We start from the raw sequence: 16,935 nt of genomic DNA, 5'->3' as shown, positions 1-16,935 counted from the left end.
TTCATATAAATAGCAATTTATTTATAGTAGCACTTTAATTATAAATTAGAATAAAAAAATAAAAATTTCCAAATAAAATCAAAGAATGAAACAGATATATTCAATAATTTACTTTATAGATTTTTATATAAATTTTATATGTTTAAAGTATAAAAATATTTTCTAATAAAAAATATTAAAAAAATCTTTACAATGGTAGTTTTTTAGTATATAATTACACTTAAAATTTAGTAAGTTAAAATTTCACACTTATCAAGAGAGGTGGAGGGACTGGCCCTGCGAAGCCCGGCAACCTATATATAATTATAAGGTGCTAAATCCTGCAGCATAAGCTGAGAGATGAGGATATACATCTAGGAATTTCAAACCTAAGGGATTTATCCTTTAGGTTTTTTATTTTAAAGTTTCTCAGTTTGAATATTTTAAATATTATATAAATTACAAAAATTGTTTTAATATTAGGAGGCTTTAAAATGCGTATAAAAGAACTATTTAACGAAAAGAAATTGGTTTTTTCCTTTGAAATTTTTCCACCGAAAGTTACATCATCTATAAATACAATATATGATACTTTAGAAGAGCTAAAAGATTTAACTCCAGATTTTATAAGCGTAACCTATGGAGCAGGGGGAAGCTTAAGAGACAATAAAACCTGTGAACTTTCATCTTTGGTGAAAAATAAATATGGCATAGAAGCATTAGCACATCTAACTTGTATAAATTCAACTAGCAGTGATATAGATTTAATATTAAATCAACTTAAGGATAATAATATTGAAAATATATTGGCACTAAGAGGAGATATCCCAAAAGATAAAAGTGTTACGGGAGAATATAATTATGCTTTTGAGCTTATAAATAAAATAAAAACAAGTAATAATTTTGGAGTGGCAGCGGCTTGCTATCCAGAAGGACATATTGAATGTGAAAGTTTAGAAGAGGATGTAAAACAATTAAAAAGAAAGGTAGACCAAGGTGCAGAACATTTAATATCTCAATTGTTTTTTGACAATAACTTATTTTATAAATTTTTAAACAAAGCTGAGGAAAATAATATAAATATACCTATCCAAGCAGGAATACTGCCTGTAGTTAATAAAAAACAAATTGAGAGAATAGTTAAAATATCCGGTGCTACATTACCAACAAAGTTTATAAAAATATTAGATAAATATGAACATGATAAAGATGCTATTAGAGATGCTGGAATAGCATATGCAGTAGAACAGATAGTAGATTTAGTATCCAGTGGAGTAAAAGGAATACATTTATATACAATGAATAATCCATATATAGCAAAGAAAATAACAGAAAGCACAAAATCCATATTTAATTCTATAAATAAAGATATAGCAGTTTAAAATTTGTATTTAATATGGCATGTAGAAATTTCTCATCGTAGGGTAAATCATGAGAAATAAAATGTGATTATAATAATTTTAAATTTATATTAAACAAAATATTTATAAGTTAGTTATTTAATTATAGAATATTTTATGTTTCTATATAAGAAAATATGAATGTATACCCAGAAATTATAAAGATTTAAATTAATATTGTAATTTTGATAGATAGGGTGAAAAGCATGGAAAACAATAATTTAAATATAGATAAAAATGAAATATTAAGATATTTAGCATATAGGGGGCAGAATATATCAAGTGAAATACATACTCTCATAGAAGAGTGTATAAAAGAAATAAAAATTTTATCAACTTTAAGAAGTACTTATAAATATTCACGAATTAAAATAGATAATCAAGTTCATTTAATAGATATTCATTTAAAACTTCAGGGAAAGGATATTGCAAATCATCTTAAAACATCTAATAAATGCTGTGTAATGGCAGCTACATTAGGAAGCAATATTGATAGAAAAATATTATATTATGAAAAATTTAATATGACTAAAGCAGTGATTTTAGATGCCTGTGCTACAACAGCAATAGAAGCATATTGCGATTTTGTAGAAAATAAGATAAAAAAAGAGGCAGATAAAGAAAATCTAAATACAAATTGGAGATATAGCCCTGGGTATGGTGATCTAGATATATCAGTACAGGGAAATTTATTAAAATCATTGAATGCGGAGAGAACTATTGGATTAACAGCTTCATCTCATAATATACTAATACCTAGAAAATCTGTAACTGCCATTATAGGTATAATTCCAAAAGAGACTGTAGTAAAAAAGAAATCTTGTAATGGATGCAATAAATTTGAAAGCTGTAATTTTAGAAGGATAGGTGAGACATGTGGATGTTAGAGAATATATAAAAAATAATACATTAATATTTGATGGTGCTATGGGTACAATGCTTCAGAAAGCAGGTCTTAAGATTTCTGATTTGCCAGAGGACTTAAACATAAAACAACCGGAAAAAATAATAAATATACATAAGAAATATATAGATGCAGGAGCGCAGGTTGTAACAACTAATACCTTTGGAGCAAATGAACTTAAACTTAAAACTAGTGAGTTTTCTGTTGAAAACATTATAGATGCAGCCATAAATAATGTAAAGGTGGCAAAAGGAAATAAAGAAATACTTATAGCATTGGATATAGGACCAATAGGTCAACTTTTAGAGCCTATGGGAACATTAAAATTTGAAGAAGCCTATGAAATTTTTAAAAAACAAGTTGTACAGGGTAAAAAAAGTGGAGCAGATATAATTTTAATAGAAACTATGACAGATCTTTACGAGGCTAAAGCAGCAATTTTAGCAGTAAAAGAAAATACAGACTTGCCTGTGTTCTGTACTATGACCTTTGAAAAAAATAAGAGAACTTTCACAGGATGCACTCCTTTATCCATGGTTCTTACATTAGAAGGATTAGGAGTGGATGCTTTAGGTATTAATTGTTCTCTAGGACCAAATGAATTAGGTGATATTGTAGATGAATTAATAAAATATTCAAGCATACCTGTAATGGTTCAGCCTAATGCTGGTCTTCCCAAGGTTATAAATGAAGAAACTATTTATGATGTTAAACCTAAAGAATTTGCAGATTTTCAAAAAAGTATTGTAGAAAAAGGAGTAAGAATAGTAGGGGGATGTTGTGGAACTACAGATAAGTTTATAAAAGAAATATCGTGTGCTTTAACAAACGTAAAAGTAAAAAAGTTAGAACAAAAAAATATAACTGGTGTATGTTCTGCTACAAATGCCGTGTTAATAGATGGTGTTAAGATAATAGGAGAGAGAATAAATCCTACAGGAAAAAAGCTATTTAAAGAAGCTCTTAAAAATAATGACATAGATTATATATTAAAAGAGGCTATAAATCAGGTTGAAGCTGGGGCAGATTTATTAGATGTAAATGTTGGTCTCCCAGAAATAGATGAAGAAGAAACCATAAAAAAAGTTATAAAGGAGATTCAATCTATAATAGATACACCTCTTCAAATAGATTCAAATAATCCTAAAGTTATAGAAAGTGCATTAAGATTATACAATGGTAAAGCTATAGTTAATTCTGTAAATGGGGAAGACAAAATATTAGAAAATGTATTACCATTAATAAAAAAATATGGAGCTGCAGTTGTAGGTCTTACTTTAGATGACAAAGGTATACCTAAAAAGGCTGAAGAAAGACTAAAAATAGCTAAAAAAATAGTTAATAAAGCATTAGAATATGGAATAAGAAGAGAGGATGTATTTATTGATTGTTTGGTTTTAACAGCATCAGCACAGCAAGAAGAAATTAGAGAGACTCTTAAGGCTGTAACTTTGGTTAAAGATAAATTAGGAGTTAAAACAGTACTTGGAGTATCTAATATATCCTTTGGACTTCCTAATAGAGAGCTTATAAATAAAACATTTTTGGCTATGAGTCTTAACTCAGGATTAGATTTACCTATATTAAATCCTAATAATAAAGAAATGATAAATATTATAAATGCATTTAAGGTTTTAAATAATGAAGATAAAGGATCTGTAAATTATATAGAGACTTATGGTAATAAAGATATAAAACACAATGGCCCTAAAACAGAAAATCATGATTTAACTTTAAAAGAAATGGTTGTTAAAGGAATAAAAGAAGAAGCATATAATAAAACCAAGGAGCTTCTTAAAGATAGAGAGGAACTTTCCATAATAAATAAAGAATTAATTCCTGCCCTAGATGAGGTTGGAGATAAATATGAAAAGGGTATAATATTTCTACCACAGTTAATTCAATCCGCAGAAACAGTAAAAAAATCTTTTGGAGCTATAAAAGAGAATTTTAAAGATAGTAATTCCCCTAAAATAAGCAAGGGCAAAATATTAATAGCCACTGTTAAGGGAGATATTCATGACATAGGGAAAAATATAGTTAAAGTTATATTAGAAAATTACGGATTTGATATTTTAGATTTAGGAAAAGATGTTGAAGAGGAAAGAATAGTAGAAGAAGCAAAAAAGAATAATATAAAATTAGTTGGATTAAGTGCCCTTATGACTACTACAGTAAAGAGCATGGAAAATACCATAAAGCTTTTGAGAGAGCGTGGAGTAGACTGCAAAGTTTTTGTGGGAGGAGCAGTTCTTAATGAGGAATATGCACAAATGATAAAGGCAGATTATTATGCTAAAGATGCAAAGGAAGCAGTAGATATAGCTAAAAGATTTTTTGGAGGCTTTTAAAAATTATATTAATAAGAAAATTAAACTTTATAAAATAAGAAATTTAGGTAAACTGTATCCTGTAGAATAGACACAGAAAAGAGGCTGTGCTATGCTGCAGGATACAGTTTACCTTTTTAAATTTATATAAAAGGATGAGAATATAGATAGATTTGTATTATTAAAGTTACTTGTACATAATTATTGAAATCATTTTATATAGTTTATATTTATATTTTTCTTTTGGATGCCTTTCAGAATATTTGTTCTTAACATAGTAAAGATAATTTTAATATTTCTACATGAAGAAATAATTTTAGGAAAAAATTCATTTTATGATAGAAAGTTATAAAAACATTTGTATTAGTATATGAAAGGCCTTTTAGTAATTATTTAGTATAATGGAATATAACTACAAATCATCATCAGGAGGTAAGTATGCAGATAAATGAAGAGAATTTTATCAATGAATTAAAAGATAAAAATCCTAAAGCTTTGGAATATGCTTTTGATACTTATTGCGATTATATATATAAAGTAGTATTTTCAGTATTTGGTTCTAAAGATCATTCAACTTATATAGATGAATGTATCAATGATATATTTATGTGTCTATGGGATAACATAGATAAGTTTCATGAAGAAAAGGGAAGCTTTAAATATTGGTTTAAAGCTGTGGCAAAGTATAAAGCAATAAATTATAAGAAAAAAATTATTAAAAATACAAATTTAGATTGTATTGAAAATTATAATTTTCAATCAAAAGATCAGGTAGAAAATTTCATTGTGTCAAAGGAAAATAAACAGGACATTATAAAAATGATAAAAGATTTAAAGGACATAGATAGAGAAATTTTTATAAGAAGATATTTAATACAGGAAGATATAGTCGATATAGCAAAGTTTTTAGGTGTAAATAGGAGTGTAGTTGATAACAGACTTTCCAGAAGTAGAAAAATTTTAAAAAAAAAGTTAGAAAATTTACATAAGGAGGAGTGTGTAAATGAATAGGGATATATTTGAAGATAAGGATATATTGGAGTTATTTAATTATATTAATATGGATAAAAATGAAGATGAAGAAAAACAAGATTTAAACATGGATGATTTGAGGAAAAAGAGATTAAAAAAGAATTTGTTAAAGCAAGTTAAAGATAAAAAAACTAGACAAGGATTTAAAGGTAAGGCTATGGTTGCTTCTTTAATAATAGCCGTAATTCTTATTGGTATAAATATAACTGCTGTTGCAAAAAATATTTCAGAATTTAAAACAGTAATTCAGGCTTTAGTAGGTAATGAAGTACCTAAGGAAGGACAATATGAAAAATATTCCAATATAATAAATAAAAGTGTTACTGATAAAGGCATAACTTTAACTATAAACGAAGTGGTGTGCGATGAGGGCGAATTAATGATAAGTTATACTATAAAAACTATAGGAAACATAAAAAATATAGTTAAAGAAAGAAAACACGCTAGTTCTTTTTACTTTAGTTTAGTTCCATATATTAAGATAGATGGTAAAGAGTCTTATGGTGGTGGCGGTAGTTCTGATGGTAAATATTTAGATAGTAATACTTATATAAATTCGGATAGTATAGGTATAAGGGATATGAATCTTAAAAATAACTTTGATGTGGATTTAAATATAAATAATATATATGGTGTACAAGGAAATTGGAATTTTAAATTTAGTGTTTCAAAGGATGAGGCATCTAGGAATTCTAGTGTATTTAAGCCCCATATTAAAGTGTACTTTGAAGATGCACTTGTTAAGGTAGAAAAAGTAAGCTTTACACCTATGAATACTAATATAACTGTTACTGGTACTTACAAAGATAAAAGTAAGGAAGCGGCTAAAATGAGACAAGAAGATTTTAAGAGAGAAATGTCAACAGGGCAAAATTTATATAAATACGATGAATGGTTTGTTTTTGATGATAAAGGTAATGAAATTACACTAAAAGGTTCAAATATTAAGGAATATGAAAAAGAGGCTTCAAAGGACTTTGCTTATAATCTTAATTTTGTTGCTTTAAAATCTATTCCCAAGTATTTAACTGTGATACCATATAAAACTAATTTTGATAGGGAAGAATACAAAAAATATAAATCTGCTGATGGATCAATATATATACCAACAGTATATAAAAATATAAATGGAGTATATCCAATAGAGCTTTCTCAAGGAAATTTAGGTAAACTTATAATAAAAGAAATAAAAACTAATAAAGATAAAACTATAGTTAAATATAAAGTAGAAGGAAATGCAGCATTTTTACAAGCTAAAGAGCTATTCATAATGGATGATAAAGATAATGGAGTACAAAGAAAGGACAATAATATGGAGATAAAAAAAGATAAAAATAATCCTAATGAGTATATAATGGAATTTCAGCCTTTAGATAAAAATAAAAAATATAAGATAGGTACTAATGATTTAGGATATTATGAAATAAGAAATAATTTAAAGTTTAGAATAGATCTTACTAAATAAATATTAAAAGAACTGTAGAATTTGTTATTATAGAACCTAAAGAGTATTTCACTAAAAAGTAAGATACTCTTTTTTATTTGTATTTAGACAAATAATTGTATTTTCACACATAAAAATAGACAATAAAAAAAACAATAAGTATATGTGTATGTAAGAGGATTTTTTAACAAAACTTGATATATGTATATAGATGTGTTAGCATTAAAGATACAACTTGTCCAAGGAGTAAGTTGCTAGTATGCAAATAAATGTAATTTTAAACATAAGAGAGGAAGATGAGTTAAGTATTTATGAAGAATACTATAATAGAATTTAAGAACATCAAAAAAGGTTATAAAGATGTTAGTGTAATAGAAAAATTTAATTTAGAAATAGAAAAGGGTAATTTAGTTGTATTAATAGGATCTAGTGGTTCTGGAAAAACTACATTGTTAAAAATGATAAACAGACTAATAGAATCTACATCGGGAGAAATATTAGTCAATGGAAAGAATATAAAAGAAGTAGATCCAATAAAATTAAGAAGAAGCATAGGATATGTAATACAACAAACCGGTCTTTTCCCCCATCTAACAGTCAAAGAAAACATAGAAATAATACCCAAACTTATGGGCAAATCTAAAGAAGAAATTGATAACAAAACAAATGAATTATTAAATATGGTTGGATTAGATACAGAAAAATACATGGATAGATATCCAGTTGAATTAAGTGGAGGTCAACAACAAAGGGTTGGAGTGGCTAGGGCTTTTGCAGTAGATGCAGAAATAATTTTGATGGATGAACCATTTAGTGCATTGGATCCTATAACCAGAGCAGAACTTCAGGAAGAACTTTTTAATATTCAAAAGGAATATAGAAAAACTATAGTTTTTGTTACTCATGATATGGATGAAGCTTTAAACTTAGCAGATAAAATTTGTATATTAAAAGATGGAAAATTACTTCAATATGATACTCCAGAAAATATATTAAAAAATCCAGCAGGAGAGTATGTTGAGGAATTTGTAGGTAAAAACAAAATATGGACTAAGCCAGAAATGATAAGAGCAGAAGATGTTATGATAACAACTCCCATAATAGTTACTCCTAAGAGAAATCTTTTGCAGGCAAGAGAAATAATGAGAGATAAAAAAGTAGATAGTTTATTAGTGATAGATAAAGAAAGAAAGTTACTTGGTTATATAACTTTAGAATATATTCTAAAAATAAAAGAAAAAAACAAATTGGTTGAGGAAGTAATGAATAAAAATCCAGAATGTGTTCTTGGAGATACTAGTCTGCCAGAACTATTAGACCAATTTAACAACCTAAAAAGAGGCTATTTGCCTGTAAGGGATAGTCATGGAAAACTTTTAGGACTTATAACAAGAAGTAGTTTAATATCAGTTTTAAGTAGTCAATATATAGATATGGAGGAGATAATACATGAATAGTTTTATAGAGCAGCTAGTATTAAAAAAAGCACAAATATTATCTCTTCTAGGGGAACATATAGAACTTACTTTAATATCAGTTTTGGTAGCAGTTATTATTGGAGTACCACTTGGTATAATTATTACTAAAAATAAAAAGTTAGCTAAAGTAGTAATAGGCTTTGCAAACTTAACTCAAGCTATACCAAGCTTAGCTATTTTAGGATTTTTGATACCTGTAATAGGAATAGGATCACCACCAGCTATAACTATGGTTGTGTTATATTCAATGTTACCAATAATAAAAAATACTTATACCGGAATTACCAATATAAATCCAGATATGTTGGAAGCCGCTAAAGGTCTAGGTATGACAAATACTCAAACTCTTAAATTAATAAAGATACCTTTAGCAATGCCAATAATAATGGCAGGGATAAGGATAGCATCTGTAACATCTGTTGGACTTATGACTATAGCAGCCTTTATTGGTGCAGGGGGACTTGGGTATTTAGTGTTCTCAGGAATACAAACTGTGGATAACAACCTTATATTATTTGGTGCTATCCCAGCAGCCATATTGGCTTTGATAATAGACTATATAACAGGTAAAATAGAGGATGCAACTATGCCGAATGGTATAAAAAAAGCAGATGGTACCATGAAGGTAAAGAGAGGTGCTACAAATAAAAAAAGAAATACTATAATAGCATCAATAGTTGGAGTTTGTATATTGATATCACTAATAGCTCCTAAAATAATAGGAATGACACAGAAAAAAATAGTTATAGGTTCAAAAAATTTCACGGAACAACTTATTTTAGGAAATATGCTAGAGCAGTTAATTAAAGATAAAACAAATATAGATGTTGAAACAAAGTTAAATTTAGGAGGAACTCAAGTAAGCTTTAATGCACTTAAAAGTGGTGGAATAGATATGTATGTTGAGTATACAGGTACCGCCTATGGAAATATTTTAAAAATTAAGGAACCTAATAGAAATAAACAACATGTTTATAATAGAGTTAAAAAAGATTTCAAAGATAAATTTGGAATTGAAGTATTAAATCCTATAGGTTTTAATAACACTTATGCTATGGCAACTACAAAGGATATTGCAAATAAGTATAATTTGAAAACTACATCAGATTTATCAAGAGAATCAGCTAATATAATAGCAGGGCCTACCATAGAATTTAACAATAGACAAGATGGGATTATAGGGCTAAATAAAGCATATAATATGAATTTTAAAAGTATTAAACCAATAGATGGTGGATTAAGATATAAAGCATTAGTCAATAACGAAACTCAAGTTATAGATGCTTTTAAAACAGATGGTATGGTAAAACAATTTAATTTAGTTATTTTAAAAGATGATAAGCACTTCTTTCCAGACTATTTTGCAGTTCCAATTATAAAGGAAACCACATTAAAAAAATATCCAGAACTTAGAGAAGTATTAAGTAAATTAGATGGAAAAATAACTGATGAAAAAATGAGAAATTTAAACTATGAAGTAGACGTAAACAAAAAGGATCCTAAGCAAGTTGCAACAGAATTCTTAAAGAAAGAAGGATTAATAGACTAAAACATATAATAGGATTAAGATGAAATAATCATTTTAATCCTATTATTTATTTATAATTATTTTTTGGTAATGACAGCATAAAAGTTGTTATAATTTATAAAACTAACCCGAAGTTGAATTTAATACAGAAATAAATTCATCAAAAGTACTACAAGTGCTTAGCTTATCTTTTAAAGTATCACTATTGATAATTTTCAGAAATATGTCATAGATAGTTCCCATTTCAAAATAATCATTTTTATTTATAGCTAGCATAATTACAGCTTTAACAGAAATATCTTTATTCCAAATTATTGGTTCCTTTAGTATAGCAACACAGATTTTAGTTTTTATAGATGATAGCTCCATAGGATGAGGAATGGCTAAAAAATCATCTAAATTAGTAGGAGATAAAGTTTCTCTATATAGCACAGATTTCTTAAATGATGGAAAAACTATTTCTTGATTGTTTAAAGCATCACACATTAAATTTAATAAATCCTCTTTACTAGATACTTGTGGTTCATATATAAAAAGCTCCTTACTGAAATACTCTGATAATATTTTAGTAGATATTATAGAATTATCTGTAATTGTTTTGGAGATGTTTTGAATATCTTTACTTATCAAAGAAAAGTCTACAAAAACAACAGGAATATCTTTATGCTTTAAGGGTATAGTAGAAATTATTAAATCTATATTGGATAGATTATATGTATCAAGTTGATTTAGTGATAAACAGTCAATTATTTGTAGCTTTTCAAGAAATACCTTATTTATTTTAGCTTCTAATAATCTGCTTGAGCCGTATCCTGAACCACATATGATAACAGTATTTTTATGCTTAATATTATTTTGAGAAAATCTTTCTATAGCAGCACCAATATGTAAAGATACATAACCTATCTCATCTTCTGTAAAATCATATATACTATTTTTAAAAACTTTTTCAATAGAAGTTAAGGTAATTTCAAATGCTAGCGGATAGTTATTTTTTATACTATTAATTAAAGGATTAATCTTGTTTAAATTATAGTATTTTGAGCTTAGAATAGATTTGAAATGAATTATCAAATCATTAAATAATATTTTATCTTCTCTTAAATCAAAGTTATAAATATCATTAATGGTATCTAATAGATTAATAACATATTCTATTATTTTTCCATCTGTATTTTTTATGTCACTAGTTGCTGGGGTGATTTTAGAAACATAGTGATTATATATATATATATTTTATCGGATTTTGATAAATTTATATTATACTTATGTTCTATATAGTGGTGCTAGTATAAAGTAGTGGACACATTAAATCGAACTAAGTAAAATAATATTTAGTTAAGAAAGCATGTGTCCATTATGGGAAATGGCAGAAGATACGATCAAGAATATAAAGATATGATAGTAGACTTATTTAAGTCAGGCATGAGCTTATCAGAGCTAAATAGCGAATATGGCATTGCAAAATCAACAATCAACGGATGGATTAAAGATGTAAAAGAAATTAAAGTAGATGAAAATGAAGTTATTACATTGAAGGAGATCAAAGCTTTAAAAAAGGAAATGGCAAGAATTAAAGAGGAAAATGAAATATTAAAAAAAGCTATGGCCATATTTGCAACAAGAAATTAGATGAAGTAATAGAATTTATAGATAGTAATAAAAGCAATCATGATATTAAGACTATGTGTACCGTTCTAGGCGTAGCTAGAAGCACATATTATAAATCTTTTGATAAAACTAAATCTGCAAGAAAAATAGAAAATGAGGAATTAAAATCAGCTATCAAAAGGATATATAAAGAAAATAAAGGCATATATGGTGCTCCTAGGATTCATCATATACTTGCTACAGAAGGCTTTAAAGTATCCTTAAAGAGAGTTCAAAGACGAATGACTGAACTTGGCCTTTGTGCAATAACTGTAAAAAAATACAAACCTCATTCAACTAAAAAGGTAGCAGAAGGTTTGGAAAACATTTTAAAAAGAGATTTTACTACTACTTCTATTAATGAAAAATGGGCAGGAGATATTACATATATTCATACTATGAAAGATGGTTGGTGCTATTTAGCTTCAGTTCTTGACTTACATTCTAAAAAAATAATTGGCTACGCTTTCGGTAAAAGAATGACTAATGATTTAGTTGTTAAAGCCTTAAAAAATGCTTATTTCAGCCAATCTCCTCATAAAAATAAGCAACTAATATTCCATAGCGATTTAGGATCTCAATACACTAGTAATGACTTAAAGGAGCTATGTAAAAAGTTTAATATTACACAATCATTTAGTAAAAAAGGCTACACTCTTCTATTAATTACATGACCCCAGATCAATGTGAATTATTAGCTAGAAGTGTAGCATAAAAAAAGTTTGACTTTTTGTGTCCAAGATATTGACATAAGACCAGTTTTCAGACACGCCCTAATATAAAATATATTGTTTATGGTTTAATTATAATTTAACTTACATGAAATGTTAAATCACAGCTTTTATATATTTCTTGCTACTTCATAAGCATCCCATATTGCAGTTAAAATATTTTTTACTTCTCTTGCATCTCCCAATAAATACATTTCTTTATCATCAAATTTTAATTCATGGTATAAATCTCTTCTAGAGTTATATCCTACAGATAAAATAATAGAATCAGCGGCAATTGTAGAATCCTTATTTCCTTCTTTTACTATAGCACCTTCTTCTGTTACTTTAACTATTGAAGAGTTAGTTTTAATATTAACCTTATGGAATTTTAGAAGATCTTTTAGCATTTGGCTGTTTGCATGACATATGGGAGGACCAGATGCTAATATATTATCTAAGGCTTCTACAATAGTAACTTTTTTTCCCTGATTTACAAGCCAAAGAGCAGTTTCACATCCGACTAAACCACCACCTACAATTATTACTGAGAGTCCTGGATTTTTATTACCTAAAAGTATATCTTCAGCGGTATAAACTTTTTCCATATTACCATCTAGTTTTAATATTTTAGGTGTTGAGCCTGTAGCTACAATAATTACATCAGGATCTGTTTTATGAACCAAATCTTTTGTAACTTCAGTATTTAAATGTACATCAACACCAATTTCTTGCAACTGATTATCGTACCATTTCATAAGAGCCTTATCATCATTTTTAAATTCTGGTACTGATCCTGGTACAATATTTCCACCCAATTTATTTGTCTTTTCATACAAAGTAACTTTATGACCACGAAGAGAAGAAACTCTTGCAGCTTCACAACCAGCAACACCGCCACCAATAATTAATATGTTTTTTATTGTTGTAGCAGGTGTTAGTCTAAACTCTTTTTCTCTACCTGTAGCAGGATTCACAGCACAAGAAATTCCACCACCAGAAGCTAATCGGCCCATACATCCATCTTGGCAGGATAAGCATGGACGAATATCTCTAATCTTTCCTTCTTTTATTTTTCTTGGAAGATATGCATCAGCTAAAAGAGGTCTGCCTAAGCCTATCATATCTGTTTTCCCAGAAGATATAGCTTCACTTGCAAGGTGAGGGTTGTCCATTCTTCCTGCAGTTATTACAGGAACTTTAAGCACCTTCTTTAATTTTTCATTTAGTGAAAGATACATTCCTTTTTCAAAATACATAGGTGGATGATTCCAATACCAAGAGTCATAAGTTCCAGCATCTGCGTTAAATGCATCGTAACCAGCTTCTTCTAGTATTTTTGCAACTTTTAGCCCTTCTTCTAAATCACGACCTTTTTCTTCAAAGTCTTCCCCAGGTACTGCACCGTCATTGAAGCCTTTTACATAACTTTTAACACTATAACGAAGGGATACTGGAAAATCCTTACCGCATTTTTCTTTAATTTCATTAAGAATAGCTATAGGAAATCTTAATCTATTTTCTAAACTTCCACCATATTTATCAGTTCTTCTGTTATATAGTGGTATAGTGAATTGATCAAGCAGATATCCTTCATGTACAGCATGTACTTCTATACCATCAAAACCTGATTCTTTTGCTATAACAGCAGATTCACCAAATCTTTTTATATAAGTTTCTATTTCTTCTATGGTAAGAGGTCTACAGGTTATTTCAGGATTCCATTTATGAGGAATAGCAGAAGGTGCTATTGGAGTAACATTTCCAACCATATTAAGTATGCTAACACGTCCAAAACCTGCTGTTAACTGAAGAAATATTTTTGAATCATAGGCATGTACCCTTTCAGTAAGAACTTTTGCTGTTTTTATAAAATTTGTAGGATTTATTGTTGGACAGGGCATAGAAGGCATAGCACATTTTTCTATGTGATTTTCAACATAAGTAACACCGGTCATTATTAAGCCGGTACCACCTTTTGCTCTTTCTGTATAGTATTCAATACCTTTTTCATTAAAACTGCCATCTTCAGAGCAAAGTCCAGCAGGTCCCATAGGAGCCATTACGAATCTGTTTTTAACTTCCATTTTACCTATTTTAATAGGTTCAAATAAATTTGAATATTTAGTATCCATAAAATCCTCCTCTTTTAAATATATGTTAAATTCAGTAATTAAATTTATTTATTGCCTTAATTTACCTAACAACTCTAATATAATATATTGATATAAAAATAGCAATATAGCAATTGGAAATATTCTGAAAAATAAATTAAGTTTAATACTGTATAAGTAGAATTTTTATTAATGGTATAATAAAATTACAAATTAAAATATAAAATTATATAAAAATCTAAATTTTGATATAATATTTCCATAAGGAAGTGATAGATTGATTTATGGTAAAGAAAAACAGGATAATATAATAAAAAAATCTCATGAGAGATCTGTATATTTTGGCATAGAGGAAAATAGAGTTTTCCCTAAAAAAATTCTTAAAGGTAAGGAAATTACTAATAATATAGAGAAGAATAAGAAGTTTTTAAAGGTTGCTTCTCCTTTTATAGATATAATATATGACTTCTTAAAGGGATCAGAATTTTTTATAATTTTAACAGACAAAGAAGGATGTATTTTAAAAATCACTGGAGATAAAGAAGTAATAGATATAGCTTATAATTTAAATATGGTAGTAGGAGCCTTTATGTCTGAAAACAGTATTGGAACTAATGCTATGGGAACGGCTATAAAGGAAAACATGCCTATACAAATATCTGAAAAAGAGCATTTTATAAAAGCTTATCATAGATGGACATGCTCTGCAGCACCAGTACATGACATAAATGGAGAGATAATTGGATGTTTAAATTTAACTGGAGACAGAGATAGGGTGCATGCTCACACTTTGGGATTAGTTGTAGCAACGGTTAAATCTATAGAAAATCAAATAAAAATAGATAATACAAATAAAAAATTATTAGAAACTTATCAATATATGAATACTATAGTAGATTCAATATCTTCGGGAATATATGTGGTGGATTCTAATGGACAGGTTAAAACTATAAATAAAGCTGCTTGTAGTATACTTAATATTACGGATAAGGATCTTTTGGAGAAATCTGTGGAGAGTATACTGCCAAATTGGAAATATATATTTGAGAGAATAAGAAATGGTAAAACTTATGAAGATAAAGAAGCAGTTTTAAATGATGAATACATTAAAGGAAGATACAATGTTTCTGCCACACCAATAAGAATAGAAAATGAAATGATTGGAATGGTTATAGTTTTTAAGGAAATAAAAACTGTATTAGATTTGGTAAATAAATATAGTGGAATGAGAGCAGTATATAATTTTCAAGATATTGTAGGAGAAAGCCAAGAGATAAAAAGGGTAATAAATTATGCTAAAAGTATAAGTTCATCACCTTCAACGGTATTGATAGAAGGAGAAAGTGGTACAGGTAAAGAATTATTGGCTCAATCTATTCACAATTATAGTGATAGAAGAGAAAATAGTTTTATTGCCATAAATTGTGGAGCTATACCTAAAAGTTTAATAGAAAGTGAACTTTTTGGATATGAAGATGGAGCTTTTACAGGAGCTAGAAGAGGTGGACATGCAGGAAAATTTGAATTAGCTAATGGAGGTACTTTATTTTTAGACGAAATAGGAGAAATGCCTTTAGACATGCAAGTGAATTTACTAAGAGTTCTGCAAGAAGGATATGTAACTAGAGTTGGAGGAGATAAAATAATACCTGTAAATGTTAGAATTATTGGTGCTACTAATAAGGATTTGAAAAAAGAGGTAGATAAGGGAACTTTCAGACAAGATTTATACTATAGATTAAGTGTAATACCTATAAAGTTACCTCCTATTAGAGAAAGAAAGGGAGATCTACCTATACTTATTAGATATTTTTTAAGGAATAAAGCTATAAAGTTAAATAAACCAATGCCTAAATTAAAGAGAGATGTATATTTTAATATGTTACAGTACAATTGGCCAGGGAATATAAGAGAGTTAGAAAACTTTATTGAGAACATAGTTAATTTAAATGGAGATAGTTCTTTTATGTTGGAACAAGATTGTAAAGATGCTAATGATAATCATAGTTTTCACGAAAATAACATAGAACTTTTATATAGTAGTAAGATAAAAACTTTAGCTGAAATTGAAAAAGAAGCTATTATAAATACATTAAATGAATATAATGATAATATGTCCCAAACCGCAAAAGCTCTTGGTATAACTAGAGCTACTCTATATTCTAAAATTAAAAAATATGAAATTTAAAATATTGATTTTATTATGTTAAATATATAGTGAAAAACTATACTTTTGTTTTATAAGTAAGTAACAAAAATATAAAAACAAACTGTATGATTTTTATACAATGTATAAAAATCATACAGTTCAAAGCAGCTTAGTGTATAAAAATAATACACTAAGCTGCTTTGGTTTTTCTATTATA

12 protein-coding genes and 1 riboswitch are annotated in these 16,935 nt (G+C 27.8%); of the genes, 10 read left to right on the top strand and 2 right to left on the bottom strand.

Going from position 1 to position 16,935, the window contains the following annotated elements; all coding sequences use genetic code 11:
• Nucleotides 1-246: 246 nt before the first annotated feature.
• Nucleotides 247-346, top strand: a riboswitch (SAM riboswitch).
• A gap of 127 nt (nt 347-473) precedes the next feature.
• From metF to NGI68_RS11945, 7 genes are all read left to right on the top strand, one after another.
• Nucleotides 474-1,361 carry a methylenetetrahydrofolate reductase [NAD(P)H] gene (gene metF, locus NGI68_RS11975; protein ID WP_251861710.1) on the top strand — a complete coding sequence of 296 codons (888 nt, stop codon included), beginning with the start codon at nt 474-476 and terminating at the stop codon, nt 1,359-1,361.
• A gap of 224 nt (nt 1,362-1,585) precedes the next feature.
• On the top strand, nt 1,586-2,266 hold the full coding sequence (locus tag NGI68_RS11970; RefSeq protein WP_251861709.1) for a vitamin B12 dependent-methionine synthase activation domain-containing protein: 681 nt from the start codon (nt 1,586-1,588) through the stop codon (nt 2,264-2,266).
• Complete coding sequence (locus NGI68_RS11965) at nt 2,256-4,634, top strand: homocysteine S-methyltransferase family protein (RefSeq protein WP_251861708.1); 2,379 nt, start codon at nt 2,256-2,258, stop codon at nt 4,632-4,634. The genes NGI68_RS11970 and NGI68_RS11965 overlap by 11 nt, the downstream gene beginning before the upstream one ends.
• Nucleotides 4,635-5,051: 417 nt before the next feature.
• Complete coding sequence (locus tag NGI68_RS11960) at nt 5,052-5,624, top strand: sigma-70 family RNA polymerase sigma factor (RefSeq protein ID WP_251861707.1); 573 nt, start codon at nt 5,052-5,054, stop codon at nt 5,622-5,624.
• Nucleotides 5,617-7,110: a DUF4179 domain-containing protein gene (locus NGI68_RS11955; RefSeq protein ID WP_251861706.1), complete on the top strand. Its 1,494-nt coding sequence runs from the start codon at nt 5,617-5,619 to the stop codon at nt 7,108-7,110. The genes NGI68_RS11960 and NGI68_RS11955 overlap by 8 nt, the downstream gene beginning before the upstream one ends.
• A gap of 290 nt (nt 7,111-7,400) precedes the next feature.
• Nucleotides 7,401-8,546, top strand: coding sequence for an ABC transporter ATP-binding protein (locus tag NGI68_RS11950; RefSeq protein ID WP_251861705.1), 1,146 nt, complete (start codon nt 7,401-7,403; stop codon nt 8,544-8,546).
• Entirely contained in the window at nt 8,539-10,116 is a 1,578-nt protein-coding gene (locus tag NGI68_RS11945; RefSeq protein WP_251861704.1) for an ABC transporter permease/substrate-binding protein, read from the top strand. Before NGI68_RS11950 ends, NGI68_RS11945 begins: the two co-directional genes overlap by 8 nt.
• A gap of 102 nt (nt 10,117-10,218) precedes the next feature.
• Here NGI68_RS11945 and NGI68_RS11940 read toward each other — a convergent pair whose 3' ends face one another.
• Nucleotides 10,219-11,184, bottom strand: coding sequence for a BglG family transcription antiterminator (locus NGI68_RS11940; RefSeq protein WP_251861793.1), 966 nt, complete (start codon nt 11,182-11,184; stop codon nt 10,219-10,221).
• A 270-nt stretch (nt 11,185-11,454) separates the two neighbouring features.
• Here NGI68_RS11940 and NGI68_RS11935 point away from each other — a divergent pair, with 270 nt between their 5' ends.
• Nucleotides 11,455-11,727, top strand: coding sequence for a transposase (locus NGI68_RS11935; protein WP_251861703.1), 273 nt, complete (start codon nt 11,455-11,457; stop codon nt 11,725-11,727).
• Nucleotides 11,688-12,419, top strand: coding sequence for an IS3 family transposase (locus tag NGI68_RS11930; RefSeq protein WP_353505396.1), 732 nt, complete (start codon nt 11,688-11,690; stop codon nt 12,417-12,419). The genes NGI68_RS11935 and NGI68_RS11930 overlap by 40 nt, the downstream gene beginning before the upstream one ends.
• Nucleotides 12,420-12,586: 167 nt before the next feature.
• On the opposite strand, the gene NGI68_RS11925 is transcribed toward NGI68_RS11930, so the two are convergent.
• A complete protein-coding gene (locus NGI68_RS11925) occupies nt 12,587-14,590 on the bottom strand; it encodes an oxidoreductase (protein WP_251861702.1) in 2,004 nt (667 codons plus the stop codon).
• 256 nt (nt 14,591-14,846) lie between these two features.
• Between NGI68_RS11925 and NGI68_RS11920 the strand changes: the two genes are divergently transcribed.
• Nucleotides 14,847-16,757, top strand: a complete 1,911-nt coding sequence (locus NGI68_RS11920; protein WP_251861701.1) for a sigma-54-dependent Fis family transcriptional regulator — start codon at nt 14,847-14,849, stop codon at nt 16,755-16,757.
• Nucleotides 16,758-16,935 lie beyond the last annotated feature (178 nt).

Source organism: Clostridium sp. Marseille-Q2269 (assembly GCF_943736985.1).
Lineage (GTDB): Bacteria > Bacillota > Clostridia > Clostridiales > Clostridiaceae > Clostridium_F.
This window is presented reverse-complemented; position numbering and strand designations above follow the sequence as displayed.